The following is a 26823-nucleotide window of genomic DNA, read 5'->3' on the forward strand; positions in this document are numbered from 1 at the left end:
CCCTTTTGTGACTGCACGGTCTTGGCTGTAAAGATCTGCACTTTAGAACCCCTTTATGACAGCCAAATCAGCCAAAGGAATGATTTGCAGAGCCGTACAAATGCTGGCCTTGCGCCAGCATTCATTTCCGGTCGTACAATCAATGCATCTCGGTGAATGCCAGCTTCACGCCAATGGCGATCAGCACCGCGCCCATGGTCCGGTCGAACCAGTGGCCCATGCGGGCGAAACCGGCGCGTACCCGCTGCTGGCTGAACAGCATGGCCACCAGGCAGAACCAGGAACCGGTTGCCACGGCCAGGTAAACCCCATAACCCGCCTGAATCGCCAGCGGTGTTTGCGGGTTGATGACTACGGTGAACAACGACAGGAAGAACAATGTCGCCTTGGGGTTCAAGCCATTGGTCACGAAACCTGCGGTGAAAGCGCCGCGAGCCGTGCGTTCGCCGGCTTCCTTGTGCAGGTCTTCAGTCGCCGGCCTGGCCGGCTGGGCGCGCAGGGCCTTGAAACCGATGTACAGCAGATAGGCGGCCGCCAGCCATTTCAGGGCATTGAACAGGACGATCGACTGCGACACGATCAGGCCGATACCCAGTAATGAATAGCCCACATGCAGGAAGATCGCCATACCGACGCCCAAGGCCGTCCAGGTACCCGCACGGCGACCGTGAGTCACGCTTTCGCGCACCACCACAGCAAAGTCCGGGCCGGGGCTTGCAACAGCGAGTAGGTGAATAAGGGCGACGGTCAAGAACTCTGTCCAGTACATGGGGGCTCCTTTTTGGCAGGGAGTATCAGATTGTTTCATCTGTTAGGCTCGCCACATTACGCCTTCAGTTAACCGCACAAAAGGTACAGTTGATGAGTAACAATCGCCGCGCCGTGTTCCTTGACCACACTTCCCTGGACCTGGGCGACCTTGACCTCAGTGCGCTGCGAAACAGTTTCAGCGATCTGCAGCTGTGCGCACAAACCACGCCGGATCAAGTGATCGAACGCCTGCAAGGTGCCAATGTCGCCATCAGCAACAAGATCATGCTCAACGCCGAAACGTTAGCCGCCTGCCCCGAACTGAAGCTGATCCTGATTGCCGCCACCGGCACCAATAACGTCGACCTCGCCGCCGCTCGCGCCCACGGCATCACCGTCAGCAATTGCCAGGGTTACGGCACACCGTCAGTTGCCCAGCACACGATCATGCTGCTACTGGCCCTGGCCACGCGCCTGAGCGACTATCAGAAAGCGGTCGGCGAAGGCCGCTGGCAACAGGCCAGGCAGTTTTGCCTGCTGGACTTCCCCATTGTCGAGCTGGAAGGCAAGACCCTCGGCCTGTTGGGCCATGGCGAACTGGGCGGCGCCGTCGCGCGGCTGGCCGAAGCCTTCGGCATGCGCGTACTGCTCGGCCAACTACCCGGACGCCCTGCCCGCGCCGATCGTTTACCGCTGGAGGAGCTGTTGCCGCAAGTCGACGCGCTGACCCTGCACTGCCCGCTCAATGAACACACGCGCAACTTCATCAGCTCCCGCGAGCTGGCGTTGCTTAAACCCGGCGCCTTCATCGTCAACACCGCTCGCGGCGGCTTGATCGACGAACAGGCTCTGGCCGACGCCTTGCGCAGCGGTCACCTCGGCGGCGCGGCCACCGACGTGCTGAGCGTCGAGCCGCCGACTGCCGGCAATCCCTTGCTGAGCAACGACATTCCACGCCTGATAGTTACCCCGCACAACGCCTGGGGCAGTCGCGAGGCACGGCAGCGGATCGTCGGTCAGTTGACGGAAAACGCCCAGGCGTTTTTCAACGGTACAGCGCTGCGGGTCGTCAATTGATAAACTGCGCCACTTTTTCAGGAGCAGACCATGGATCCGCGCAGTGAAGTACTGCTTCGTCAGGCTGAGTTATTCCAGGGCTCGCTGCTGCTGGCCGGTTTACCCGCCGATGATTTGCTGGGCAAATTGCCCAACGCCCATGGCTGGTGCTGGCATGCCGGTGATCAGGCGGCGCTGGGCGCACGCTTTGCCGAGCGCAGCCATTTTGGTGTGAACGCGCCGCAGCAACCGTTCGAGACAGCGGTGGTGTTCCTGCCCAAATCCAAAGACCTGACCGACTACGTGCTCAATGCCCTGGCCTCGCGCCTGGCCGGCCGCGAGTTGTACCTGGTCGGTGAAAAACGCAGCGGTATCGAAGGCGCAGCCAAGCAACTGAACCCCTTCGGCAAACCTCGCAAACTCGACAGCGCACGGCATTGCCAGCTCTGGCAGGTCACCGTGGCCAATGCGCCGCAAGCCGTAACGCTGGAAAGCCTTGCGCAAGAGTACGAACTGCCGCTGGCCGAGGGACCGCTAAAAGTCATCAGCCTGCCCGGTGTATTCAGCCACGGTCGCCTGGATCGCGGCAGCGCCTTGCTGCTTGAGCATCTGGACAAACTGCCCAGCGGCCATTTGCTGGACTTCGGCTGCGGCGCGGGCGTGTTGGGCGCCGCGGTCAAACGTCGGTATCCGCACAACACCGTCACGCTTTTGGACGTCGATGCATTTGCAGCCGCCAGCAGTCGTCTGACTCTGGCCGCCAATGGCCTGGAAGCCGAGGTTCTGACCGGCGATGGAATCGACGCAGCACCCATGGGTCTAAGTGCGATCTTGAGCAATCCGCCGTTCCATGTCGGGGTTCATACCGATTATCACGCAACGGAAAACCTGCTGCGAAAAGCGGTAAAACATCTGAAAACAGGTGGCGAACTGCGCCTTGTCGCCAACAGCTTCCTGCGTTATCAACCACTGATAGAAGAGCATCTGGGGCAGTGTTCGATCAAGGCCGAAGGACAAGGCTTTCGCATCTATCGGGCCAAGCGCGGCTGAAACCTCTTTTAGAAAAGAAGGCTTGCCGAATGGATTTTGCCTAGGCAGAATCCGCTCCGTCCTAGGGGAGTAGTCTCCCACGAGCGCCATGCTCGTCCGGCATACGTCAACATACTTGGTCCTCAGACCATGGCGTATGCGACCCAGAGTCCGCACAGACGGACCGCAGGGTTTGACAAGACCTATGACACGAACACCTTACCCGGGGCGGGAAGGCTGTACGTGTCATAGCCGTGTCGACCCGCCCCTTAGGAAATACCTGATGCTGGATTCTCTACTCGTTCCTACCGCAATCGTTGCCTTGGCCGAAATCGGCGACAAGACGCAGCTGCTTGCCCTGATTCTCGCCGCGCGCTTCCGCAAACCCTGGCCAATCATCGCCGGTATCGTTGCGGCGACCCTGGCCAACCATGCCGCAGCCGGTGCGGTCGGCGCCTGGTTCGGGAGCTTCTTCTCGGACGCCACCCTGCACTGGATCCTCGCCGCGAGCTTTACCGCAACGGCGCTGTGGACCCTGGTGCCAGACAAAATGGATGACGACGAAGCCAGCACTGCCCGAAAATTCGGGCCGTTCCTGACTACGTTGATAGCGTTCTTCCTCGCAGAAATCGGCGACAAAACCCAAATCGCCACGGTGATGCTCGCCGCTCAATACCCTGAACTGTGGCTGGTGATCATCGGCACCACCCTCGGCATGTTGATTGCCAACGTACCGGTGGTGCTGGCGGGTAACTTCGCGGCAGACAAACTGCCCCTGACCCTGATCCGTCGTCTGGCGGCCACCGCGTTCTTCATCCTTGCCATTGTCGCGGTGTACAAGGCGATGCAAATGAGCGGGTGGGTCTGATTACATACACCGATCGTTCCCACGCGGGAGCGTGGGAACGATCATTGACTCAGGGCTTCCTGGCCTTCAGGTAAAGCGGCATGACCTTCGGAATCGCCGCCTGCAACGAAGCCATCCGGCTGCTGGAAGACGGGTGGGTACTCATGAATTCAGGCGGCGAACCTTCCGACGCCTTGCTCATTTTATTCCACAGAGTGATCGCTGCATTCGGGTCAAAACCGGCGCGGGCGGCCAGTTCCAGGCCAATCAGATCCGCTTCGTTTTCATTGTTTCGGCTGTTGGGCAAGGTCATGCCGTAATTGGCCACGGTGTCCGCCAGGGCCAGGCTGTCCTGTCCCAGACCGAGTAGCGCCCCGGCACCCTGCTTCGCCATTTCAATGCCATAGGCCTTGGACATCGCCTCACGGCCATGCTCGCGCAGAGCGTGGGCAATTTCATGGCCCATGACCGCAGCGATTTCATCGTCGGTGAGTTTCAGGCTGTCGATCAGCCCGCTGTAGAAAATGATCTTGCCGCCAGGACCACAGTTGGCGTTGAGTTCGTCACTCCTGATCAGGTTGACTTCCCACTGCCACTGGGCCGAATCCGGACGAAAAACCGGCGCCTGGGCGATCAGTCGATCGGCAATAGCCCGGACTCGTTTGGCCTCGGTACTGGTCTTGTCCAGCACTCCCTTCGTGGTCGCCTCCCCCACCGTCTTCTGGTAGGACTGCGCATACATCTGGTTGACCTCGTCGGTCGACAGCATGCTGAACATGTACTGCTTGCGCTCAACGCCCACCGCGCCGCCGTTGGTGGTGTTGACAGACTCGCAACCGCTGAGCAGCAGAGCCGCGCTCAGCGCACACAAAACCAATGACTTATTCATCAATACGCTCCCTGAAAACATGGCGCGTATCCTAGGCGGTGAAATGTATCGGCGCCAGATACAACGGACGTGTAACACGTACATTTCAGATACATCTCTGCTCCCACTCGTGCTTCTGATCGTTCCCACGCTCTGCGTGGGAATGCATCCCGTGACGCTCTGCGTCACAGCGTCAGAAGCGGACGCAGAGCGTCCATGCCGGCATTCCCACGCGGAGCGTGGGAACGATCAATGCACCACGGTCTGAAGCTGAATCAACCCGGCGTCAAACACTCCGGTGCATTGAGCTTCGGATCATTCACCAGGTTGGCCAGCACCCGCTCGCGCAAAGGCGCCGGCTCGCTGGCTAATAAAGCCTGCAAGGTGTGCAGTGGCGTTTCGGGGTTCAGCCAGGCTTCCTGGCCCGCGGCATCGAGAATCAGCGGGCGGCGCTGACTCGAAGCGGCCTGAGTGACCACCGCAGTGCTCAACCAGACCTGCTCCTGCACCGGATAAGCCTCCCAGATAGCCGCGAAGTACAGTGCCGAGCCCTCCCCCGGTGTCAGCCAGTACGGGCGCTTGCGGCTGGTCCCGCGCCACTCGTAGAAACCATTGGCCGGCAACAGGCAGCGGCGTAAACGAAACGCTTCGCGAAACATCGGCTGCTCGGCCAGGGTTTCGGCTCGAGCATGGGCCGGAGTACGCGACATATCGGTTAACCACGGCGGTGTCAGGCCCCAACGGGCGCGGGCCAGATCACGCTGACCGTCGGTCGCACGCAGGATCAGCACCGAATCGTTGGGCGAAATATTCCATTGCGCCTGCTGATCCGCAGGGAATCCTGGCAAGGCCGCGAAAGCGGGGTTCCAGCGAAACAGGGCATAACGTCCACACATGGGGCAACACGACTCCAGGACAAAACAAACGTCAGCCTAACAGACCAGAACGCCAGGGAAGCTTTCCGGCTCATCGCCCGACAGCGGCTGTGCGGCATTGTACGCGGCGATCAGTTCTCGTGCGTATTGCGCCTGATCGTTATCCACCGACAACCCCAGCAGACCGAACACCGGCAGCTCACCGGCACCGCCCAGCAGATCCCGCCCCACCAAATGGGATTCCACGCCTTCGCTGGCCAGCATGCCCTGAAGCAACTCGCCCTCCATCAGGTTTTCCGGTTCGTAGACTCGCTGCATACAGGCTCACCCTTCACTCGTTCTCAGTGTGAACGTCGAGCATCCATTCCTGACCGTCGGTTTGCAGCGTGAAAACAATCGGCCGGCAGCACACCGGACAATCCTCAATGTACTGCTGATCGCCCCCGGAAAGATCGAGAACCGCCTCAACCGTTTCACCGCAATAAGGGCAGTCGTAGTGCGCAGTTTCCAGCATCGCGGTCTCCAAGTGACTTGTGCGTATAATCGCCGGTCTATTTGCAGGGCCATTTTTGTTAGAGCTTGATTTTCAAACCGTGCCCCGCCAGTTTCGATCAATTCCTTTACTTACCCTAGCCGTTTCCAACAAGAGAGCATGATGGGCGAATTCGATACCATCCGACCTTACGACGACAGCGAAGTCCCAGCGGTGCTGGCACGACTGCTCGGTGACAAGGCGCTTCTAGATATCCTCACCCACTTTCGCTTCCCGCGCTTTGCCGGCTTGCTCGGCTGGTTGCTCAAACCACTTATAGCTCATCAGCTGCGCCGTGAGTTCGCCGGGATCACTTCGGTGGCCACCTTGCAGGACAAGGTCGAGTTTTATGTCGACCACACGATCGAGCGTGCGACCGACGGTGTGACCTACACTGGCGTCGAGCAGTTCAAGTCCGGCAGTGCTTACCTGTTCCTGGCCAACCACCGGGACATCGTCATGGACCCGGCTTTCGTCAACTACGCGATCTACCACGCCGGCCTGCCGACACCGCGCATCGCCATTGGCGATAACCTGCTGCAAAAGCCCTTTGTCAGCGACCTGATGCGCCTGAACAAGAGCTTTATCGTGCACCGTTCGATCAACGGCCGACGCGAGAAGATGGCCGCCTACCAGCTACTTTCGGCCTACATCAACCATTCGATCCTCAACGATTGCCAATCGATCTGGATCGCCCAGGCCGAAGGCCGCGCCAAGGACGGGGATGACCGCACCGAGTCGGCGATCCTCAAAATGTTCCACATGAGCCGCAAGGACGAGCCGTTCGCCGAGGTCATCCGTTCGCTGAACCTGACCCCTGTGTCGATCAGCTACGAATACGACCCGTGCGACCAGGCCAAGGCCCGCGAACTGTACATCCGCACCACCACTGGTTCTTACAGCAAGGTGCCGGGCGAGGACGATGCCAGCATCGCCAAAGGTATCACCGGCTACAAAGGTCGCGTGCATGTGAATTTTGCCGCACCGATCACCGAGCTCTTCGAAGACACCAAGCAACTGGCGATCGAAATGGACCGGCAGATTCTCGGCGGCTATCGCTTGTTCCCGGTTCACTACCTCGCTTACGCGCAATGGAGCGACGCCGACCCGCAATTGCAGGTGCCGGCCGCAGCCGATGTGTTCCCGGCCGAGGAGTTGGCCGTGGCCCAGGAGGAATGGCAACGCCGCCTGGACGCCTGCCCGGCGGAGCACCGTCCGTTTCTGGTGCTGCAATACGCAACGCCGGTACGCAATCAGTATCGGGTCAAGGCGGGTTTGCTGCTGTAAGGCTTTTGCTGAATACGACAACGGCGCCCTCGGGCGCCGTTGTTTTTTCTGGAGCGGGCGGCCAACGTAGCAGTTGCCGCCAGGCTACGTTCGACTGCGCAGCAGTCGCAATATGGCAAAGCGCGCCTGATCAGGAAGAATGAGTTTGCTGGTTTCACGACTGCTGCGCAGCCGAACGTAGCCTTCGGCAACTGCTACAGGGCTTAGCCGGCCCTTAGATCCGGGTGCTGACCCACGATACCAGCAGCGCCAACGCCAGGCAGGCGAAGCCGAAGCGGTAGAAAAAACGGTTCATGCGCAAGGTTGCAACGTCTGGCAGCAACACCGGTTGGTCGAGCCTGCGGTTCTGGCTTTGCGCTTCCAGACTGGCCAGCGTGCGTTGTTCACGGCGACGGGTCGCATGCAGCAGCCAGGCGCCTGGGCAGGCAAACAGCAGGGCAAGGACATTGATCAGTTTGGCGGGGTGGGCGTTGAACATGGACCAAATCAGTTGCAGCGACATCATGAACCTCGAGTAAAACATGCCTTAGGGGCCGTCGAACAAGCACCCGCGGCGCGGATTCTACCGGAAGCCCTGACACATGCCCGCCCTTTTCCGACAAATAACAAACCATTGCCTGATTAACTTATGTCGTCACAGGTTCGTCATCTAAACAAGCCAGTCTGTTGCCCCTCGATACCGACACGGAGCTTGTCATGCTGCACGCAGAAAACCAGGATCGCCTTTATTTGATCTCCCCCAGCGATGAGCAACAAGCGCTGGTCGGCAGCCTGGCCTTCAACGTCCAGGACCGCCATTGGCTGGTGTATTGCGCCCTGGGCGGCCATCAGCATGCCGACCTGCCGGAAACCGACCTGCTGACCGGCGTGAGCATTCTCGACTTTTATGTCGAAGCAGCCTGAATTCATACAGCCATGAAAAAGCCCGGTTTCAGTGATGAAACCGGGCTTTTTCGTAGCGGGCATATCGCCTGGATGAGCTTTACTGGCTCAGCATCTGGCCGACGGTCGGGTCCTTGAACACTCGAGTCAGGGCATCGCTCAGGACGTCACTGACCAGCTTGGTGTTGGTTTCCTGGTTCGGTGCCATACCGAAACGCTGATCCAGAGATGAACCATAACGGCCGCTATAGCGACGGTTGGCGTTCGACACATCGGAGCGGAAGATCGCACCGATAGTCGCTTCGGTTACATACATGCCTTCTTTAGGCGACTGATACTTGAGTTCGGTCAGGGTCACGATCAACTGCGGAGCATTCAGGGCGTTCGGGTTCGGGGTGAACCCCAGCAGACGCACGGCGGCTTCGGCCTGGGCTTGCAGTTTAGGCACGATGTCGGCACTGGCAACGGTGATGGCGCTGGTTTCAGGGTACAGACCGCCGCGTGTCCCCAGGGTTTGCGACGCACGACCGTCAACCACTTTCACCACCACCGGCTGCCCCTGACCCACAGGTGCGAGCTGGGTCGTGAGTTTCGGTTGCGGGCTGAGTTGTTGCGGGCTGTTGGCGCAGCCAACCAGCGTCAAACTGGTCACAGTGATCAAACCGAACAACAGGCGTTGCAACATGCTCATCTCTCCAGAATCAGGCACACACAGACCCGCAGTATAGCGGTGGGCACGCGTAGCAAACCAGCGACCCTGAACACTTGCTGAAGAGATCTGCAAAGTTATGCCTGGCGGCCCCCCCCGTAACATCAACGTCATGCAAGACTGGCAAGCTTCAAAGCAGTAAGACATCAGGTACGTTGCCAAGCAATTCCTTTGGTCACTGTTCACCCCAAGACGCCAATACCGCTATTTCGCTCTGCTCGACTGCGATGGGTGCTGCCAGACTTTCAAGCACTGCAGCCTGCCGCCAATGGGTGATGATTGGGTTGAAATCGAAGAAATTCGCCTCAACTGGCTGCATCAACCACTACCCGCCAGCGCCTGTATCAGCCCGCGCACTCCTCGCTCACGGCTACAACAGGTGTTGACCACCTGACCGAACGGCTAATAAAAGTCATTTAACAGGACCATTTCTCCACGTTTCTTCGCTACAATCTCCCCCCGATTATAAGGACGTCTCCTGATCGGGCCTCGCAGCATCGCTAATGCACTTGCATTAGCTCCCCGCACCGCCCACAGAGAGCCGCCCACACAGATCGAGTGAAGCTGGCGGCGCTTGCTGTTTACCCTGCAATCCACCACTTTTCGCGAATCTGCCAGAGCTGCCATTGCGCTCGGTCACTGAGTTGTTTGCCCGTTTTGCCTGTCATGTATTGCATGTCGGCATTTACTCCTCGGGCTCGGTGCCAGGCTGAGGCAGCCCTTTTTTGAGGTTCACGTCTTCAAAAGAGCGTGAAAAAACGGGTTTTCACAACTTCACAAGAGTGTGGCGAGCAAATGAAAAGCTTTGCGTCTGAAAATGCACTATTAGCGTCTACAACAGCCCAACCACACAGGACCGAGCACTCCTCTAGAACTGGAGACTGAAGCCTGTCCGCTACGGATTTGGTTGCACAAACGGACGCCTTGACCATAAGTCGAATTGCCTCCGGCGCACTGAAGTGAGTTCATATGAACCTCAGGCCCGGTTGGTAGCGTCCGTCGAAGTTGCAAAAAATTGCGAAGATTCGGACATGGCGATCCTGGCCATGGGTGACCTGGGGCTCTATTTGAAGCATGCCCCGTAACTCCTGGCAGCTATGCCGTCAATTTGGTGCTGCAGATTTTGGAGACGCGTTAATGGCGCATAACGAAGCAGTCGACGTAGTATTGGTTGGGGCGGGCATCATGAGTGCCACCCTCGCCGTACTGCTCAAAGAACTCGACCCCGCGATCAAGCTGGAAGTCGTCGAGTTGATGGATTCGGGTGCAGCGGAGAGTTCCAACCCATGGAACAACGCCGGTACCGGCCACGCCGGGCTGTGTGAGCTGAACTACACCCCTCAGGCCGCCGACGGCACCGTCGATGTCAAAAAAGCCGTGCATATCAACACCCAGTTCGAGGTGTCGAAGCAATTTTGGTCTTATCTGACCAGTAAAAGCACGTTCGGCTCGTCAAAAACCTTCATCAGCCCGGTGCCGCACCTGAGCTTCGTGCAGGGTGACAGTGGCGTTTCGTTCCTGAAAAAACGCTTCGAAAAGATGCACAAGCATCACGCTTTCGCGGACATGGAATACACCGAAGACAAGGCGAAAATGGCTGAGTGGATGCCATTGATGATGCCTGGTCGTCCGGCTGACGAAGTCGTTGCCGCAACCCGCGTGATGAACGGCACCGACGTCAACTTCGGCGCCCTGACCAACCAATTGCTCAAGCACCTGACCAGCGCAGCCGATGCCCAGGTCAAGTACTGCAAGCGTGTCACCGGCCTCAAGCGTAACAACGGCGGCTGGACCGTCAGCATCAAGGACGTGAATACTGGCAACTCCCGTGATGTCGACGCCAAATTCGTCTTCCTCGGTGCTGGCGGCGCGGCATTGCCGTTGTTGCAGGCTTCGGGCATCGAAGAAAGCAAAGGTTTCGGCGGTTTCCCGATCAGTGGCCAATGGCTGCGTTGCGACAACCCGGAAGTGGTCAAACATCACCAGGCCAAGGTCTACAGCCAGGCAGCGGTAGGTTCGCCACCGATGTCCGTGCCGCACCTGGATACCCGCGTAGTGGATGGCAATAAGTCCCTGCTGTTCGGACCTTACGCCGGGTTCACCACCAAGTTCCTCAAGCACGGTTCGTTCATGGACCTGCCGATGTCGGTTCGCGTCGGCAACATCGGCCCGATGCTGGCTGTGGCCAAAAGCAACATGGACCTGACCAGGTATCTGGTCAGCGAAGTGATGCAGTCGATGGAACAACGTCTGGATTCGCTGCGTCGCTTCTACCCCGAAGCCAAGGCTGAAGACTGGCGCCTGGAAGTGGCCGGTCAGCGCGTGCAGATCATCAAGAAAGACCCGAAGAAAGGCGGCGTTCTGCAGTTCGGTACCGAACTGGTCGCAGCCAAGGACGGCTCACTGGCCGCTCTGCTCGGTGCCTCACCTGGTGCGTCGGTCACCGTTTCGATCATGCTTGAGCTGATCGAACGTTGCTTCCCGAGCAAGACCAAAGGCGAATGGGCAGCCAAGCTCAAGGAAATCTTCCCGGCCCGTGAAAAGGTACTGGAAACCGACGCTGCGCTGTATCGCAAGATCAACGCGCAGAACAACCTCAGCCTGGAACTGGTTGAACAAAGCAGCGAGACCGAAAGCTACGCTTAAAGTCTTCGCCCACAAAAAACGCCCCGCTCTTCTTCAAGAACGGGGCGTTTTTTTGTCACCGGCAATACCGAAGTGTCGAGCCGCCTGCTTCGCGAGCAAGCCTGGCTCCTACACGCGAGCTTTCTGGATCAGTTCGATGTAGTCGGCGGCGTTACGCTGATCCTGGATCAGCGCGACGAAATCCTTGCCGTGCTCGTCTTTGCCATCCAGATCAAAACCGGCTTCGATGAAGAACACCAGGAAGCGCTCGAAATCGTCGATACGCAGGCCACGGTAGGCCTTGATCAGTTTGTGCAAGGACGGTGAAGTCGCGTCGACCGGTTCAAAATCGAGGAACAATTTGATCTGCGCATCGCCGATCTCGTCACCAATCACCTGTTTCTTATCTTTACGCATTGCCGACTCCAGCTCGCGGACTTTTCACGGGGCGGGCAGTTTACCCCTCGCCAGCCCTCGCGCTCAACGCGCGCGTACGGCCCCGGTGTGCAAGTCAGCCCAGACATGCCCGTTGGCATAGCTCAGGAACTGGCAATAGACCGTGTCGTTGCGCAGCAGATCGAGCACTGCGCGGTATTGGACCAGCGGGTAATACAGGGTAAGGGTCTTGGTCTTGTCGTCGAATACCGGCTTTTTCAGGCTTTTGCTTTCGCCATCGAAATTGACCAGAACCTGATTGATAGCCGCGCCCTTGTTCAGCGGTTTGCCCTTCAAGCGGATCAATAACGGTGACGTCACCGGAATCGGCTGCTGACTGGACTGGCGCTGACTGCCGACCACCACCGAGTAATCGGTAACTTGCAGCAGTTGCTGTTGCTCAGGCTGAGCGTCACGCAGGGTCAGATCGTCTGGCGGCAGGAACTGCGCGTGCATCGGCGCACTCAACACCTGAGCAGCTGCCAGTGGCAGGCCAAGTAGCAGCACACAAGTGACCACCTTGCGAATCAAAAGGCTCATATAAGGTTCCGAACACGGGGCCAGACACTCTACACGAGGCCTGATCACACCCGCCACCGACCTGGATCAATACGCTGACTTGACGATCCGCGCATACACTGCAAGCAACCGACTGGCGGTGAAGCCCATTTCTCGCGGAGCACCTATGGCGTTCTCCTTTCCACCGTTATTTGCAGCCTGGCGCCAAACCTGGCGCGCAAATTACTCCTTCAAAGCCCTGCGCGGAGACCTCAGCGCAGGGGTGACGGTAGGTATCATCGCCATTCCGCTGGCCATGGCGTTAGCGATTGCCGTCGGCGTGGCACCTCAGCAAGGTTTGTATACGGTGCTTGTTGCGGCGCCGCTGATTGCGCTGACCGGTGGTTCCCGCTTCAACGTTTGCGGCCCGACAGCGGCTTTCGTGGTGATACTGCTGCCCATCACCCAACAATACGGGCTTGGCGGCTTGTTGCTTTGCACAATGCTAGCCGGCGTAATTCTGATCACCCTCGGCCTTATTCGCGCCGGACACCTGATTCAGTACATCCCCTATCCGGTCACACTGGGGTTCACCGCAGGGATCGGTATTGTCATTGCCACATTGCAATTGAAAGACTTTCTGGGGCTTAGCCTCTCCAGCCACCCGCAACACTACGTAGAACAGCTTGGTGCGCTGCTTGCGGCATTACCCAGCGCGCACCTTGGAGACGGGCTGACTGGCGTCACTTGCCTGGCCATTCTGATTGCCTGGCCACGGGTAGTCCCAAAGATCCCCGGGCATCTGGTTGCCCTGGCCGTCGGCGCATTGCTGGGCGTGTTGCTGGAAAAAAATGGCCTGCCAGTGGCCACCCTTGGCGAACGCTTCAGTTATCTGATCGACGGCGTCAACCATGCTGGCATTCCGCCGTTCCTGCCAGATTTTGACTGGCCCTGGAACTTGCCTGGGGCCGATGGCCAGTCGCTGCCGCTGTCCTATGATTTGATCCGCCAACTGATGGCCCCGGCGTTTGCCATCGCCATGCTCGGTGCAATTGAGTCGTTGCTCTGCGCCGTTGTGGCAGATGGTATGACCGGCAGTAAACACGACCCCAATGCCGAACTGCTTGGCCAGGGCCTGGGCAATTTGATTGCACCGCTGTTCGGCGGTATTACCGCCACCGCCGCTATTGCCCGTACGGCGACCAATGTGCGCGCCGGAGCCTTTTCACCCCTTGCCGCCATCATTCACAGCGGCGTTGTATTGGCCGCGATTCTGGTGTTCGCGCCCTTGTTCAGTTATCTGCCGATGGCAGCATTGGCGGCACTGTTGATGATGGTAGCGTGGAACATGAGCGAAGCCAGGCACGTCATTCATACGCTGCGCATCGCACCGCGCAGCGACGTGCTGGTACTGCTGACTTGCCTGAGCCTGACGGTAATGTTCGATATGGTGCTGGCCGTGGCTGTTGGCCTGCTGCTGGCGGCAGGGCTGTTCATCAAGCGCATGAGCGAGCTGACCGATACCGCCGAACTTCCCCGAGACTTCCATCAGGCACTGCTCAACTTGCCCGAGCACGTTCGCTGCTATGCAATACGTGGCCCGCTGTTCTTTGGCGCCGCCGAAAAGGCCTTCAGCGTACTGCGCAAATTCAGCCCGGAAGTCAAAGTCGTGATCGTCGAAATGAGCGCTGTCCCCATGCTGGACATGACCGCACTGTCAGTCTTCGACACTATTCTCAAGGATTACCGCGCCGATGGCATCGGCCTGATTCTGGTGGCAACCCACCCACGTGTCCGTCTGAAGCTGCGCCGTGCCGGGATTCACCGAGAGCAACGTCAGTTGGTCTATGTGCAAACCCTTGAACAAGCCAGGCGTAAAAGCGAGCAATGGCTGGCGCAGGATGCACTGATTCGCTGAGTCGAGCCCTGCGGTGTTCGTATACAATATTCGTCCACGCCTGCCGGGACTCACTCAATTGCCTTTACCGAGCTTCAATGCGCCCAACCTTGGCATTGCGCCTTCCGCCTCGGAAGTCATCGCCAAACACTTACGTGAAGCGATCATCGGCGGGCACTTCGCCGAAGACGAGCCGATCCGGCAGGACGATATCGCGCGCCTGTTCAACGTCAGCAAAATTCCCGTGCGCGAAGCGCTCAAACGCCTTGAGGCTGAAGGCCTGGTGCAGTTCCAGCGCAACAAGGGTGCGGTGGTGACGAAGATTTCCGAGCCTGAGCTGGCGCAGATCTTTGAAGTCCGGGTGCTGCTGGAGGTCCAGGCTATTCGCCTGGCCGTACCGAACATGACCGAAGCCACTTTCGCCCGCGCCGAAAGCATCTGTGCCGAGTTCATCGATGAAAATAACATCGGTCGCTGGGCCGAATTGAACTGGGCCTTGCATGCCTGTTTGTACGAACCCGCGCAACGACCCTTTCTGATCAACCTGATTCGTTCGATTCACGACAAGGTCGAGCGCTACCTGCGTATGCAGATGAGTCTCTCCGAAGGCAAGGAGCGCGCCGACCATGAGCACCGCGACATTCTCGCGGCCTGCCGTGCCGGCGACGCCGACAAGGCTGCCGAACTGATCGAACAACACATCATCGGCGTCTGCCGCACGCTCTATGAACATCTGCCGAATGCACCTGCGCGGACCTGACTCACTGTGCTGATTTCGTCATCCTCACCGAGTAAATCCCTCAAGCCGCAAGCCGCCTCAAAGGCCAGTCTTGCACAGACATTTCCTGTGCAAGGTGGCGCCTCTCGTGAAACGCATCCATGTCCTCGACTCCCACACCGGCGGTGAACCGACCCGCCTGGTGATCGCCGGTTTCCCGGAACTCGGCAACGGCTCCATGGCCGAACGCAAACAACGCCTGGCTGAGCGATACGATGACTGGCGCGCTGCTACGGTACTGGAGCCGCGTGGCAGTGACGTGCTGGTCGGCGCCCTGCTCTGCGAGCCCCAGGACCCGAGCGCCTGCGCCGGGGTGATCTTTTTCAACAACAGCGGTTACCTCGGCATGTGTGGCCACGGCACCATCGGCCTGGTGGCGTCACTGGCGTATCTCAAACGCATTGAGCCCGGAATGCACCGGATCGAAACCCCGGTCGGCACGGTCGAGGCGACCTTGCACGAGGACCGCTCGGTCAGCGTGCGCAATGTTCCGGCCTACCGTTATCGCAAAGCCGTGAAGCTGAGCCTGCCGGGCTATGGCGCGGTCAGTGGTGACATCGCCTGGGGCGGCAACTGGTTCTTCCTGATCGCCGAGCATGGCCAACGCATCGCCAGTGACAATCTCGACGCCCTCACCGCCTACAGTCGGTTGGTCCGCGAGGCCCTGGAAAACCAGGGTATTCGGGGTGAGGACGGGGGCGAGATCGATCATATCGAGCTGTTCGCCGACGACCCGCAGGCCGATAGCCGCAACTTTGTCCTTTGCCCCGGCAAAGCCTACGACCGCTCACCCTGCGGCACCGGTACCAGCGCCAAACTGGCCTGCCTGGCGGCGGACGGCAAGTTACAGCCGGGCGAAGTCTGGCGCCAGGCCAGCGTCATCGGCAGCCAGTTCGAAGCCAGCTATGAGCGACTCGATGAGCAGCGCATCATCCCGACCATTCGCGGCCGCGCCCACATGAGCGGTGAGAACCACTTGTTGCTGGAAGAGGACGATCCGTTCGCCTGGGGCATTCGTCCATGAATGCCGACGTCATCGTCATCGGCGCCGGTATTGTCGGCAGCGCCTGTGCCCATGAACTGGCACAACGCGGCCTCGACGTGCTGGTGCTCGACAGCCAGCGCGGCGGCGCCACGGCGGTCGGCATGGGCCATCTGGTGGCGATGGATGACAATCCGGCGGAGCTGGCCCTGAGCCGCTACTCCATTGACCTGTGGCGCCAATGGGCGCCGCGGCTGGACGACGGTTGCGCCTACAGCAATTGCGGCACCCTGTGGCTGGCGGCCAATGAGCAGGAGTTGGCCGCCGCCGAGATCAAGCATCAGACCCTCAGCGCTCAAGGTATCGCCTGCCGGATGCTCGATAGCCGAGCGCTGTACAACGCCGAGCCGATGTTGCGCCCGGGCTTGAGTGGCGCGCTGAAAGTCAGCGGTGACAGCATTCTTTACGCACCCAATGCGGCGCAATGGTTGCTGACACAAGGAGCAAAACGCCTCACACGTCGCACGGCAGAAGTCGCCGAGGTCTGTGGCAATCAGCTGCGCTTGACCACCGGCGAACGCCTGCGCGCCGAAGCCGTGGTACTGGCCAACGGGATTCAGGCCACCGACCTCTGCCCGGAACTGCCGATCCGCCCCAAGAAGGGCCACCTACTGATCACTGACCGTTATCCCGGCAAGATCCACCATCAACTGGTGGAACTGGGATATGTCACCAGTGCCCACGCCAGCGAGGGCACTTCGGTTGCGTTCAACGCTCAACCGCGGCCCACCGGACAGATTTTCCTCGGCTCCTCCCGTCAGTTCGATACCACCGATCTGCAGGTCGAAGGCGCTGTGCTGGCGCGTATGTTGCGCCGTGCCCTCGACTATCTGCCGGAGCTGGGCGGGATGAACGCCATCCGCAGCTGGACCGGCCTGCGCGCAGCGACGCCCGATGGCCTGCCCTTGCTCGGCGAACACCCGCAACAGCCGGGCTTGTGGCTGGCGGTCGGCCATGAAGGTCTGGGCGTCACCACCGCCCCCGGCAGCGCGCACGTGCTGGCGGCGCAGCTGTGCAAAAGCGTCGCGGCTATCGACCCGGCACCGTATCTGCCGGGGCGGTTCTTATCCACAGCACAAGGGCTACGCGCATGATTGAACCCCTCATGATTGAACTAAGGCTCGACGGCCGGGCGGTTACGGTCGACGTAGGCAGCACTGTCGCTGCCGCGCTTTATCTCGGTGGCGATGGCAACAGTCGGACGTCGGTCAGCGGCCAACGCCGCGCGCCGTTTTGCGGGATGGGTGTATGCCAGGAGTGTCGGGTGATGATCGACGGCCAGCGCCGCCTCGCCTGCCAGACAGTGTGCCGCAACGGTATGTGCGTGGAGACCCGGGCATGAAGGTTGATCTGCTGATCATCGGCGCCGGACCGGCCGGCATGGCTGCTGCGTTAGCGGCCGCCCCCAGTGGCGCACACATTGTCATCATCGACGACAACCCGGCACCCGGCGGGCAGATTTGGCGCGATGGGCTGAAAGCGCAATTACCGGTCAATGCACGGCGCCATCGCCAGGCACTGGCCGCAGCGAGCAATGTGCAGGTGTTCAACTCGACACGAGTGGTAGCGCTTGCCGGCCCTAAGCAACTGTTGCTGGAAGGCCCCGAACACGGCTGGCGAATTCATTACCGGAAACTGATTCTCTGCACCGGCGCCCGCGAATTGTTGCTGCCGTTTCCCGGCTGGACCTTGCCCGGTGTCACCGGGGCCGGTGGCCTGCAAGCCTTGATCAAGGGCGGGATGCCGGTGGCAGGCGAACGTCTGGTGATTGGCGGCAGCGGTCCGCTGTTACTGGCCAGCGCCGCCACCGCAAAAAAAGCCGGCGCCCGGGTGCTGCAGATCACCGAGCAAGCGCCATTGCGCGCCGTCGCCGGGTTCGCCCGGCATCTGCCGAAGTGGCCAGGCAAACTGCTGCAAGCCGCTCGGCTGTTTGATCGCCATTACCATTGCGCAAGCCATGTGCTGGCCGCCCTTGGCGACGAACACGTTGAAGCCGTCAGGCTGAAACGTAATGGTCGGGTGCTGGAAATCCCTTGCGAACGATTGGCCTGCGGCTTCGGCCTGATCCCCAACACCCAGCTCGCTCAAGCGCTGGGCTGTGACTTGAAGAACCAGGCCATTGCCGTTGACGCCACCCAGACCACCAGCCTGATCGATCACTTTGCCGCCGGTGAATGCACCGGGTTCGGCGGCAGTGAACTGGCGTTGGTGGAAGGTACCATCGCCGGTTTGAACGCAATCGGCGAAACCCGAAAGGCCAGCGCCCTTTGGCCTCAGCGTCAACGCTGGCAGTCTTTTGCCGATCAATTGAACAGTGCCTTCGCCTTGAGCGATGAGCTCAAGCACCTGACCGAACCCGACACCCTGATTTGTCGTTGTGAAGACGTAGCGTTTTCCACCCTCAAGGATTGCACGGGCTGGAACCAGGCCAAACTCCAAAGCCGTTGCGGCATGGGCGCCTGCCAGGGACGGATCTGCGGTGCGGCAACGAGTTTTCTGTTCGACTGGCCGACACCTGCGCCACGTCCGCCATTTTCTCCGACGCGGATCGACACTTTGCTGCAACTCGCCGACAGCACCGAGCTTCCCAAGCCGGATCCGCTCGCCGTAGAGTAAGGCCCTCCATCACCAGGGCCGCTGCTTGATGACGTTCCCCCTGTCGTTGCCCTCCCCGCGAGATCTGCCCGAGTTACTGGGCAGTCTGCAATTGATCGCGCCCCTGCTCGACGCCATGCCCGGCGTGGTGTTCTTCATCAAGGATACCGCCGCGCGCTACATGCTGATCAATCAAACCCTGGCCCAGCGCTGCGGTGTCAGGGATGGCCGCGAGTTGCTCGGCAAGACGGCCGAGCAGGTATTCCCCTCACGCTTTGGCCCGCATTACACCGAACAGGATCGCCGGGTGCTGAACGACGGTAGCCCACTCAGTGATCAGCTTGAACTGCATCTATACCCCGGCCGCGAGCCCGGTTGGTGCCTGACCCACAAGCTGGCGCTGCACAATGCCCAAGGCATCATCATCGGTATGGCGGGGATTTCCTATGACCTGCTGGCGCCACAGTCCAATCATCCGGCCTATCAAAAACTCGCCGCCGTCGACGGGCATATCCGCGAGCACTACGCGCAAAATATCGCGCTGAGCGATCTGACCGCCCTCACCGGGTTTTCCGTGGCGCAACTGGAGCGGCACTGCAAACGCATCTTCCAGTTGACGCCCCGGCAGATGATCCACAAGGCCCGGCTGGGCGCCGCCTCACAGTTACTGTCGGGCGACCTGCCGATCACCGAGATTGCTCTGCGATGTGGTTACACCGACCACAGCGCTTTCAGCCGTCAGTTCAAGGCACTCACCGGCCTTTCCCCGACCCAATACCGCGACAGCCATCGTTGACTGTTACCCGTTACGAAGCACCCCGATCAAACCTGCTCCCTTTTGTGACATGAGTAGCCACATCACCCAGTCCACTCACCGATTGCCTGACCGGGCCCGGTAATCCCTTTCTTTCTCTCTTGCCGTCTGTTTCGGGCTTCGTAGCCAAACCGGGATTCAGTCCCGGGTTTTCGCTGTGTTTTTGGCACACGCAGTGCATATCAAATATCGTATACGAAATTCTAAATACCAATTTGATAAGAACTGCCCACTGCTCGACACCATCCGACAACGAGGCCCCTTATGAAAAACCCTGCATCCGCCGTCCTCTTCACCGCCGTTCTGAGCACTGCGTTCATTGGCCAGGCCCAGGCCGACAAACTCGATGACATCATTGAGTCCGGCAGCCTGCGCTGCGCCGTCACGCTCGACTTCCCGCCGATGGGGTTCCGCGATGAGAAGAACACTCCGGCCGGGTTCGACGTCGACTACTGCAATGACTTGGCAAAAACCCTCGGGGTTAAAGCCGAGATCGTCGAAACGCCTTTCCCTGACCGCATTCCAGCGCTGGTTTCGGGCCGCGCCGATGTGATCGTGGCATCGACCTCCGACACCCTGGAGCGCGCCAAAACCGTAGGCATGACCATTCCCTACTTCGCCTTCCAGATGGTGGTGCTAACCCGCACCGATGCCGGGATCAAAACCTACGACGACCTCAAGGGCCGCTCGGTCGGCGGCCCGGCCGGTACGTTCGAAGCGATCTCACTGGAAAACGACGTGAAGAAATGGGCCAACGGCAAAGGCGCCTTCCATGCCTATCAATCGTTGGCTGATGCCGTACTTGCCTTGAGCCAGGGGCAGATTGATGCCACCACCGTGACCTCCACCGTCGCCTCATCACTGATCAAGTCCGGCAAGTACAAAAGCCTCAGCGTCGCGGGCACCGCACCCTATGACATCGACTACGTGTCCCTGGGCGCCAAGCGCAGCGAGTACGGTCTGCTCAACTACCTCAACCTGTTTGTGAACCATCAAGTGCGCTCCGGTCGCTATCAGGCGTTGTTCGCCCAGTGGGTCGGCGGGACCGCGCCGGAGCTGACGGCGAATGGGGTGTATCGCTAAGCACCGAATACCTGTGGGATTGGGTTTGTCCTCGTGTAGGAGCGAGCTTGCTCGCGATGGACTCATGGGCGGCGCGTCGATTCAGAGAATACGCGTCATCGTTAACGCCCATCGCGAGCAAGCTCGCTCCTACATAGGGACCTCATTTCTTTAACTGACAACGCCCAAACCAGTTGAAACCCAAGGAACTCCTTTGATGTTCGACTACACCTTCCATTGGCGTGCGGCCTTTCAGGCGCTGCCGGACATGCTCGACGGCGCCCGGATCACCCTGGAAATCGCCGTGCTGTCGATGCTCGGCGGCACCCTGATCGCGATGTTTCTCGCCCTCGGCCAGCAGTCCCACCGACGTCTGTTTCGGGCGATTGCCGCCAGCTGGGTATCCGTAGCGCGCAATACCCCGGCGCTGTTCCAGGTCTACGTCCTGTATTTCGGCCTCGGTGCCTTTGGCATTCATATGGGCTCGTGGCTGGCGCTGCTGATCGGTATCACCTTCAACAACGCCGGCTACCTGGCGGAAACCTTTCGCGGTGGCCTCAACGCGGTGCCCGACACCCAACTGCGCTCTGCTCGCTCGCTGGGCATGAGTGCACCGCAAGCCTATCGCCTGGTGGTACTGCCGCAGCTGTTGCGCGTGGTGTTTTACCCGCTGACCAATCAAATGGTCTGGGCGCTGCTGATGACCTCGCTCGGGGTGGTGGTCGGTCTGACCAGCGACCTCACCGGGGTCACCCAGGCGTTGAACGTGAAGACGTTCCGCACGTTCGAGTTCTTCGCCATCGCCGCCGTTCTCTACTTCGTCCTGGCCAAACTGGTGGTGCTGATCGCCCGCCTGCTGGCCTGGCGTTTGTTCCGGTACTGAGGAGCCCACCATGTACACATCGAGTTTGACCTGGGGCGATGTTCAGTACCTGCTGCAAGGTGCTGGCACCACCCTGCTGCTGACCTTCTGGGCAATGTTTATCGGCACACTGCTGGGGGTTGTTTGCGGCTTGTTTCGTGCTCTGTTACCACGTCTGAGCCTGCCGCTGGCGTGGGTGCTGGATGTGTTTCGCAGCGTGCCGTTGCTGATCCAGTTCGTTCTGCTCAACTCGTTCAAGTCCATCATCGGCCTGAACTGGAGCGCCTTCAGCGTAGCCTGCGTAATCCTCGGCACCTACGCCACCGCCTACTGCGCGGAGATCGTCCGTGGCGGCGTGCTTTCGGTGCCGTCGACCACCCGCCGTGCCGCGCGCTCGCTGGGCATGAGCCACACCCAGGACTTGCTGCACATCGTCCTGCCGATGGCGACCCGAGTGGCGTTTCCCGGCTGGATCAACCTCACCCTGGCAGTCATGAAAGACACCTCGCTGGTGCTCTGGATCGGCATCGTCGAACTGTTGCGTGCCTCGCAAACCATTGTCACCCGGCTACAGGAGCCGCTGTTCGTGCTTGCCCTGGCCGGCCTTATCTACTACGTCATGAGCCTGGTGATCGCCCGTCTGGGTGCGCGGCTCGAACAGAGGTGGCAGGAAAATGATTGAGATCGAGAACGTCCATAAGTCCTTTGGCAATCTGGCAGTGGTCAAGGGTGTCGACCTGACGGTGAACAAAGGCGAAGTGGTGTCGATCATCGGCGGCTCGGGATCGGGTAAATCGACCCTGCTGATGTGCATCAACGGCCTGGAAGCGATTCAGGGTGGACAGATCCGCGTCGACGGCACACCGGTGCATGCCACCGGAACCGATCTGAACAAATTGCGCCAGAAGATCGGCATCGTCTTCCAGCAATGGAACGCCTTCCCGCACCTGACGGTCATGGAAAACGTCATGCTCGCACCGCGCAAAGTCCTCGGTAAAAGCCGTCAGGAAGCCGAAGAGATCGCCGTGCGCCAGCTCACCCACGTCGGGCTCGGCGACAAGCTCAAGGTCTTCCCGAGCAAGCTCTCCGGCGGCCAGCAACAACGCATGGCGATTGCCCGGGCGCTGGCCATGTCGCCGGACTACATGCTCTTCGACGAAGCCACCTCGGCCCTCGACCCGCAACTGGTGGGCGAGGTGCTGGACACCATGCGCCTGCTGGCCGAGGAAGGCATGACCATGGTGCTGGTGACCCACGAGATTCGCTTCGCCCGGGACGTCTCGGACCGCGTGGCATTTTTCCGCAACGGCAAGATCCATGAGATCGGCCCGCCAGACCAGGTGATCGGCCAGCCGCAACGGCCGGAAACCGCCGACTTTCTCAAATCGGTCGTGTAACCCACAGAGACTTCAAAGGAGACCAGCATGCGCTCAAGCAAGATCATTCATGTGGTGAGTTGCCACGCCGAAGGGGAAGTCGGCGATGTGATCGTCGGCGGTGTCGCACCGCCGCCCGGTGCCACCCTGTGGGATCAATCGCGCTGGATTGCGCAAGACCAGACCCTGCGCAATTTCGTCCTCAACGAACCGCGCGGCGGTGTATTCCGCCACGTCAATCTGCTGGTTCCGGCCAAAGACCCGCGAGCCGACATGGCCTGGATCATCATGGAACCGGCTGATACACCACCGATGTCCGGCTCCAACTCCCTGTGCGTGGCCACGGTGCTGCTCGACAGCGGGATTTTGCCGATGACCGGGCCGGTGACCCGATTGGTGCTGGAGGCGCCCGGCGGGCTGATCGAAGTCACCGCTCAATGCCGTGACGGCAAAGCCGAGCGGGTCGAAGTGCGCAATGTGGTGTCGTTTGCCGACAAACTGGACGCGTGGATCGAAGTCCCCGGGCTAGGCTCCGTACAGGTCGATACCGCTTATGGCGGCGACAGTTTCGCGATCGTCGATGCTCAGCGCCTGGGCTTCTCGCTGACCGCCGATGAAGCTGCGGATCTGGTGGCCACAGGGCTGAAAATCACCCAGGCCGCCAACGAACAACTGGGCTTCGTCCATCCGCTGAACCCGGACTGGAAGCACATTTCCTTCTGCCAGATCGCCGCACCGGTCAATCGTGCCAATGGCGTAGCCAACGCTGCCAACGCGGTAGTGATTCGCCCCGGAAAGATTGATCGTTCGCCTTGTGGGACGGGCTGTTCGGCGCGCATGGCGGTGTTGCATGCCAAAGGTCAACTTGAGGTTGGCGAAGCCTTTATCGGGCGCTCGATCATCGGCTCAGAGTTTCATTGCCGAATCGACGCCATCACCGAAATTGCCGGGCGTCCGGCGATTGTCCCTTGCCTGTCCGGGCGCGCCTGGATTACCGGCATTCACCAGCACCTGCTTGACCCAAGTGACCCTTGGCCCGGCGGTTATCGACTGTCCGATACCTGGCCGGTCGAACTGAACATTTGAAGCACGCTAATCTGACAAAGACTTTTGAACCACACGGCACTTTCAGTGCTCAACACTAACGTATACGAAATACTAAAATTCCATCAGCGGAGGCAACATGAGCAAGCACGTTAACTGGAGCGGCGTTTTCCCAGCGGTCACGACCCAATTCAATAGTGACTTTTCCATCGACTACGAGGGCACGCACAAGGTCATCAGCGGCCTGGTTCGCGACGGTGTTTCAGGTCTGGTGATCTGCGGCACCGTCGGCGAAAACACCTCGCTGAGCACCGAAGAAAAAATCAGCCTGGTAGAACTCGCCAAGGACGCCGCGGCCGGTCGGGTGCCGGTGATCTCCGGCGTCGCCGAGTTCACCAGCGCCAACGCCAGCAAGGTCGCCAAGGAAATCCAGCGGGTTGGTGCCGACGGCATCATGCTCATGCCTGCGCTGGTCTACTCTTCGAAACCCTTCGAGACCGCCACGCACTTTCGCAGCGTAGCCGCCAGCATCGACCTGCCGGTGATGGTCTATAACAACCCACCGATCTATAAGAATGACGTCACGCCGGACATCCTGATTTCTCTGGCCGACTGCGACAACGTCGTCTGCTTCAAGGACTCCTCGGGCGATACCCGGCGCTTCATTGACGTGCGCAACGAGGTCGGCGACCGCTTCGTGCTGTTCGCCGGGCTCGATGACGTGGTGCTCGAAAGCATCGCCGTCGGCGCGGTGGGTTGGGTTTCCGGGATGTCCAACGCGTTCCCGAAAGAAGGCGAGACGTTGTTCCGACTGGCCCGCGATGGCCGCTTCAAAGAAGCGATGCCGATCTACGAATGGTTCATGCCGCTGCTGCACCTCGATGCCCGTCCGGATCTGGTGCAGTGCATCAAACTCTGCGAAGAGTTGATGGGCCGTGGCTCGGCACTGACCCGCCCTCCACGCCTGGGCTTGCTCGACCACGAACGCAGCGAAGTCCAGGCGCTGATCAAGACCGCCCTCGCCAACCGCCCAACGCTGCCGGACGTTGGTCTGTAAGACGCCACCTGTGGGAGCAGCCGGTCGACGCTCCCACAGGTTCTGCGCCTTGGCTTACCGACATCCGTCCTGACCGCCGCGCGCCTCACCGGGCGCGGCCCCGCCGAGAATTTCTGCTTATGTTTATCATTACCGGCCACAACTTCATCGGCTTCGGCCGCAGCGCGTTGGGCGATCAGCAACTGCAAAGCCTTGACGCCAGCACCGGCGAAGCCCTGCCCTATCGCTTCAGTCAGGCCAACGCCGAAGAGGTCGACAACGCTGCGCAATTCGCCGCCAGGGCCTACCCGAGCTATCGCAACCTGCGGGCCACCGCTCGCGCCGGATTTCTTGAAACCATCGCCGAGGAAATCGATGCTCTGGGCGATGACTTTATCGCCATCGTCTGTCGTGAGACCGCCCTGCCCGCCACCCGCATCCTGGGTGAACGAGCGCGCACCAGCGGTCAATTGCGCTTGTTTGCACAGGTTTTGCGCCGAGGCGATTTTCTCGGTGCGCGCATCGACCGCGCGCTGCCTGAACGTCAGCCACTGCCTCGTGTCGACCTGCGCCAATGGCGCATCGGTCTCGGACCGGTTGCGGTGTTTGGCGCCAGCAACTTTCCGCTGGCGTTTTCCACGGCCGGCGGCGATACCGCCGCCGCGTTGGCCGCCGGTTGCCCGGTGGTGTTCAAGGCCCACAGCGGGCACATGGCAACCGCCGACTATGTTGCATCGGCAATCATCCGCGCCGCCCAACGCTGTGGTATGCCCGAAGGCGTGTTCAACATGATTTATGGAGCTGGCGTTGGCGAGGCGCTGGTCAAGCACCCGGCGATCCAGGCAGTTGGCTTCACCGGCTCTCTGAAAGGTGGGCGCGCACTGTGCGACATGGCGGCAGCCAGAGCGCAACCCATCCCGGTATTCGCCGAGATGTCGAGCGTCAACCCGGTACTGGTGCTACCGGCGGCTCTCCATGCACGGGGTGAAACGATCGCCAGCGAGCTAAGTGCGTCGATCGTGCTGGGCTGCGGTCAGTTCTGTACCAATCCGGGACTGATTATCGGTCTGCGTTCGTCGGCGTTCAGCGCTTTCGGCGAACAGCTCGCGGCGAACATGCGTGAAAAACCGCCACAGGCCATGCTCAACAGCGGCACGCTGCGCAGCTTCCAGCAAGGCGTTCAACGCTTGCTGCAGCATCCACGGGTCAGCCGGCTGAGCGGTGAAGACCCGCAAGGAAACCACGCCCGCCCACAGCTGTTCAAAGCCGATGTCGGCCTCTTGCTCAAGGGCGATGAATTGCTACAAGAGGAAGTCTTCGGACCTGCCAGCATCCTGATCGAAGTGGCCGATGAGACCGAGCTGAGACAGGCACTGCACGCGCTGCAAGGACAATTGACCGCCAGCCTGATCGCCGAACCGGCGGACCTTGAGTTGTGCTCAAGCCTGCTGCCGATCCTCGAACAAAAAGCCGGACGCCTGCTGCTCAATGGCTACCCGACCGGTGTTGAAGTCTGCGATGCCATGGTTCACGGCGGCCCATACCCGGCCACCTCGGATGCACGAGGGACGTCGGTCGGTAGCCTGGCGATCGATCGATTCTTGCGGCCCGTGTGCTATCAGAACTGCCCGGACGAGCTATTACCGGACGCACTGAAGAACGCCAATCCGTTGAGGATTTTACGGTTGGTGGATGGGGTGAATACGCGGGAGGGGTGGGGACGTGACAGCTAAGGCGACGACGCGGTCCGTAGCAGCTGGCGAAGCCTGCGTTCGGCTGCGCAGCAGTCGCAAATCATGCAACCGCGGTTAACCTGTAACACCACAACGCCTGATTTTAAGACCGCTTCGCGGTCGAACGCAGCCTTCGGCAGCTGCTACGGGGAATACGCGAAGCCAGAAATTCCTTACCTGAGCGGAATCAG

At 60.1% G+C, this 26823-nt stretch carries 30 protein-coding genes and 1 riboswitch; of the genes, 21 read left to right on the plus strand and 9 right to left on the minus strand.

The features are described 5' to 3' along the window. Positions 1 to 139: 139 nt before the first annotated feature. A complete protein-coding gene (locus AC07VR_RS10355) occupies positions 140 to 769 on the minus strand; it encodes a LysE family translocator (protein WP_494991825.1) in 630 nt (209 codons plus the stop codon). Positions 770 to 861: 92 nt separating this feature from the next. On the opposite strand from AC07VR_RS10355, the gene AC07VR_RS10360 reads away from it, so the two are divergent. The 3 genes from AC07VR_RS10360 to AC07VR_RS10370 all read left to right on the plus strand — a co-directional run bounded on the left by AC07VR_RS10360 (position 862) and on the right by AC07VR_RS10370 (position 3703). After that, complete coding sequence (locus tag AC07VR_RS10360) at positions 862 to 1827, plus strand: 2-hydroxyacid dehydrogenase (RefSeq protein ID WP_495011183.1); 966 nt, start codon at positions 862 to 864, stop codon at positions 1825 to 1827. A 30-nt stretch (positions 1828 to 1857) separates the two neighbouring features. Beyond that, a complete protein-coding gene (locus AC07VR_RS10365; protein ID WP_494991823.1) occupies positions 1858 to 2856 on the plus strand; it encodes a methyltransferase in 999 nt (332 codons plus the stop codon). A gap of 51 nt (positions 2857 to 2907) precedes the next feature. Further along, a riboswitch (yybP-ykoY riboswitch) is annotated at positions 2908 to 3030 on the plus strand. 88 nt (positions 3031 to 3118) lie between these two features. Continuing rightward, positions 3119 to 3703 (plus strand): TMEM165/GDT1 family protein, encoded by a 585-nt coding sequence (locus AC07VR_RS10370; RefSeq protein WP_495011184.1) that lies wholly within the window; start codon positions 3119 to 3121, stop codon positions 3701 to 3703. Between the two features lie 49 nt (positions 3704 to 3752). On the opposite strand, the gene AC07VR_RS10375 is transcribed toward AC07VR_RS10370, so the two are convergent. The 4 genes from AC07VR_RS10375 to AC07VR_RS10390 all read right to left on the minus strand — a co-directional run bounded on the left by AC07VR_RS10375 (position 3753) and on the right by AC07VR_RS10390 (position 5939). Next, positions 3753 to 4571: a M48 family metallopeptidase gene (locus tag AC07VR_RS10375; protein WP_495011185.1), complete on the minus strand. Its 819-nt coding sequence runs from the start codon at positions 4569 to 4571 to the stop codon at positions 3753 to 3755. A gap of 254 nt (positions 4572 to 4825) precedes the next feature. Continuing rightward, positions 4826 to 5446, minus strand: a complete 621-nt coding sequence (locus AC07VR_RS10380) for an SOS response-associated peptidase (RefSeq protein WP_495011186.1) — start codon at positions 5444 to 5446, stop codon at positions 4826 to 4828. 36 nt (positions 5447 to 5482) lie between these two features. After that, complete coding sequence (locus tag AC07VR_RS10385; RefSeq protein WP_494991819.1) at positions 5483 to 5743, minus strand: putative signal transducing protein; 261 nt, start codon at positions 5741 to 5743, stop codon at positions 5483 to 5485. A gap of 13 nt (positions 5744 to 5756) precedes the next feature. Next, entirely contained in the window at positions 5757 to 5939 is a 183-nt protein-coding gene (locus AC07VR_RS10390; protein WP_489072338.1) for a CPXCG motif-containing cysteine-rich protein, read from the minus strand. A 138-nt stretch (positions 5940 to 6077) separates the two neighbouring features. Here AC07VR_RS10390 and AC07VR_RS10395 point away from each other — a divergent pair, with 138 nt between their 5' ends. Then, on the plus strand, positions 6078 to 7244 hold the full coding sequence (locus AC07VR_RS10395) for a 1-acyl-sn-glycerol-3-phosphate acyltransferase (RefSeq protein ID WP_494991818.1): 1167 nt from the start codon (positions 6078 to 6080) through the stop codon (positions 7242 to 7244). Positions 7245 to 7458: 214 nt separating this feature from the next. Here the strand turns inward: AC07VR_RS10395 and AC07VR_RS10400 are convergent, their stop codons facing one another. Continuing rightward, entirely contained in the window at positions 7459 to 7746 is a 288-nt protein-coding gene (locus tag AC07VR_RS10400) for a hypothetical protein (protein ID WP_494991817.1), read from the minus strand. Positions 7747 to 7940: 194 nt separating this feature from the next. Between AC07VR_RS10400 and AC07VR_RS10405 the strand changes: the two genes are divergently transcribed. Next, a complete protein-coding gene (locus AC07VR_RS10405; protein WP_494991816.1) occupies positions 7941 to 8147 on the plus strand; it encodes a hypothetical protein in 207 nt (68 codons plus the stop codon). Positions 8148 to 8226: 79 nt separating this feature from the next. Here the strand turns inward: AC07VR_RS10405 and AC07VR_RS10410 are convergent, their stop codons facing one another. Beyond that, complete coding sequence (locus tag AC07VR_RS10410) at positions 8227 to 8811, minus strand: YajG family lipoprotein (protein WP_494991815.1); 585 nt, start codon at positions 8809 to 8811, stop codon at positions 8227 to 8229. Between the two features lie 169 nt (positions 8812 to 8980). On the opposite strand from AC07VR_RS10410, the gene AC07VR_RS10415 reads away from it, so the two are divergent. Beyond that, on the plus strand, positions 8981 to 9229 hold the full coding sequence (locus tag AC07VR_RS10415; RefSeq protein ID WP_495011228.1) for a hypothetical protein: 249 nt from the start codon (positions 8981 to 8983) through the stop codon (positions 9227 to 9229). A 743-nt stretch (positions 9230 to 9972) separates the two neighbouring features. Then, a complete protein-coding gene (gene mqo, locus AC07VR_RS10420) occupies positions 9973 to 11481 on the plus strand; it encodes a malate dehydrogenase (quinone) (protein WP_495011187.1) in 1509 nt (502 codons plus the stop codon). A gap of 108 nt (positions 11482 to 11589) precedes the next feature. Here mqo and AC07VR_RS10425 read toward each other — a convergent pair whose 3' ends face one another. Together AC07VR_RS10425 and AC07VR_RS10430 are read right to left on the minus strand one after the other, a co-directional pair. After that, a complete protein-coding gene (locus AC07VR_RS10425; protein ID WP_494991813.1) occupies positions 11590 to 11877 on the minus strand; it encodes a PA4642 family protein in 288 nt (95 codons plus the stop codon). A 63-nt stretch (positions 11878 to 11940) separates the two neighbouring features. Further along, positions 11941 to 12435 (minus strand): hypothetical protein, encoded by a 495-nt coding sequence (locus AC07VR_RS10430; RefSeq protein ID WP_495011188.1) that lies wholly within the window; start codon positions 12433 to 12435, stop codon positions 11941 to 11943. Between the two features lie 145 nt (positions 12436 to 12580). On the opposite strand from AC07VR_RS10430, the gene dauA reads away from it, so the two are divergent. The 14 genes from dauA to AC07VR_RS10500 all read left to right on the plus strand — a co-directional run bounded on the left by dauA (position 12581) and on the right by AC07VR_RS10500 (position 26632). Further along, entirely contained in the window at positions 12581 to 14311 is a 1731-nt protein-coding gene (dauA, locus tag AC07VR_RS10435) for a C4-dicarboxylic acid transporter DauA (protein WP_495011189.1), read from the plus strand. 58 nt (positions 14312 to 14369) lie between these two features. Next, complete coding sequence (locus AC07VR_RS10440; RefSeq protein ID WP_494992136.1) at positions 14370 to 15050, plus strand: GntR family transcriptional regulator; 681 nt, start codon at positions 14370 to 14372, stop codon at positions 15048 to 15050. Positions 15051 to 15156: 106 nt separating this feature from the next. Then, positions 15157 to 16092: a 4-hydroxyproline epimerase gene (locus AC07VR_RS10445; protein ID WP_495011190.1), complete on the plus strand. Its 936-nt coding sequence runs from the start codon at positions 15157 to 15159 to the stop codon at positions 16090 to 16092. Further along, positions 16089 to 17204 (plus strand): NAD(P)/FAD-dependent oxidoreductase, encoded by a 1116-nt coding sequence (locus AC07VR_RS10450; RefSeq protein ID WP_495011191.1) that lies wholly within the window; start codon positions 16089 to 16091, stop codon positions 17202 to 17204. Before AC07VR_RS10445 ends, AC07VR_RS10450 begins: the two co-directional genes overlap by 4 nt. Before the next feature lie 11 nt (positions 17205 to 17215). Further along, on the plus strand, positions 17216 to 17452 hold the full coding sequence (locus AC07VR_RS10455; protein ID WP_495011229.1) for a (2Fe-2S)-binding protein: 237 nt from the start codon (positions 17216 to 17218) through the stop codon (positions 17450 to 17452). Next, complete coding sequence (locus AC07VR_RS10460) at positions 17449 to 18726, plus strand: FAD-dependent oxidoreductase (RefSeq protein WP_495011192.1); 1278 nt, start codon at positions 17449 to 17451, stop codon at positions 18724 to 18726. The genes AC07VR_RS10455 and AC07VR_RS10460 overlap by 4 nt, the downstream gene beginning before the upstream one ends. A gap of 28 nt (positions 18727 to 18754) precedes the next feature. Continuing rightward, positions 18755 to 19501: a helix-turn-helix domain-containing protein gene (locus tag AC07VR_RS10465; RefSeq protein ID WP_494991807.1), complete on the plus strand. Its 747-nt coding sequence runs from the start codon at positions 18755 to 18757 to the stop codon at positions 19499 to 19501. Positions 19502 to 19783: 282 nt separating this feature from the next. Next, the gene (locus AC07VR_RS10470) at positions 19784 to 20602 is read left to right on the plus strand and encodes an ABC transporter substrate-binding protein (protein WP_495011193.1); all 819 of its coding nucleotides are present in this window, start codon (positions 19784 to 19786) and stop codon (positions 20600 to 20602) included. Positions 20603 to 20798: 196 nt separating this feature from the next. After that, entirely contained in the window at positions 20799 to 21464 is a 666-nt protein-coding gene (locus tag AC07VR_RS10475) for an amino acid ABC transporter permease (protein ID WP_494991805.1), read from the plus strand. A gap of 10 nt (positions 21465 to 21474) precedes the next feature. Beyond that, positions 21475 to 22125: an amino acid ABC transporter permease gene (locus AC07VR_RS10480; protein WP_494991804.1), complete on the plus strand. Its 651-nt coding sequence runs from the start codon at positions 21475 to 21477 to the stop codon at positions 22123 to 22125. Then, positions 22118 to 22840: an amino acid ABC transporter ATP-binding protein gene (locus AC07VR_RS10485; protein WP_494991803.1), complete on the plus strand. Its 723-nt coding sequence runs from the start codon at positions 22118 to 22120 to the stop codon at positions 22838 to 22840. The genes AC07VR_RS10480 and AC07VR_RS10485 overlap by 8 nt, the downstream gene beginning before the upstream one ends. Positions 22841 to 22867: 27 nt before the next feature. Then, positions 22868 to 23905 (plus strand): trans-3-hydroxy-L-proline dehydratase, encoded by a 1038-nt coding sequence (locus AC07VR_RS10490; protein WP_494991802.1) that lies wholly within the window; start codon positions 22868 to 22870, stop codon positions 23903 to 23905. A gap of 97 nt (positions 23906 to 24002) precedes the next feature. Next, positions 24003 to 24920, plus strand: a complete 918-nt coding sequence (locus tag AC07VR_RS10495) for a dihydrodipicolinate synthase family protein (RefSeq protein ID WP_494991801.1) — start codon at positions 24003 to 24005, stop codon at positions 24918 to 24920. A 119-nt stretch (positions 24921 to 25039) separates the two neighbouring features. Beyond that, entirely contained in the window at positions 25040 to 26632 is a 1593-nt protein-coding gene (locus AC07VR_RS10500; RefSeq protein WP_495011194.1) for an aldehyde dehydrogenase (NADP(+)), read from the plus strand. Positions 26633 to 26823: the final 191 nt, after the last annotated feature.

Source organism: Pseudomonas sp. GW821-FHT02H09, from assembly GCF_059421425.1.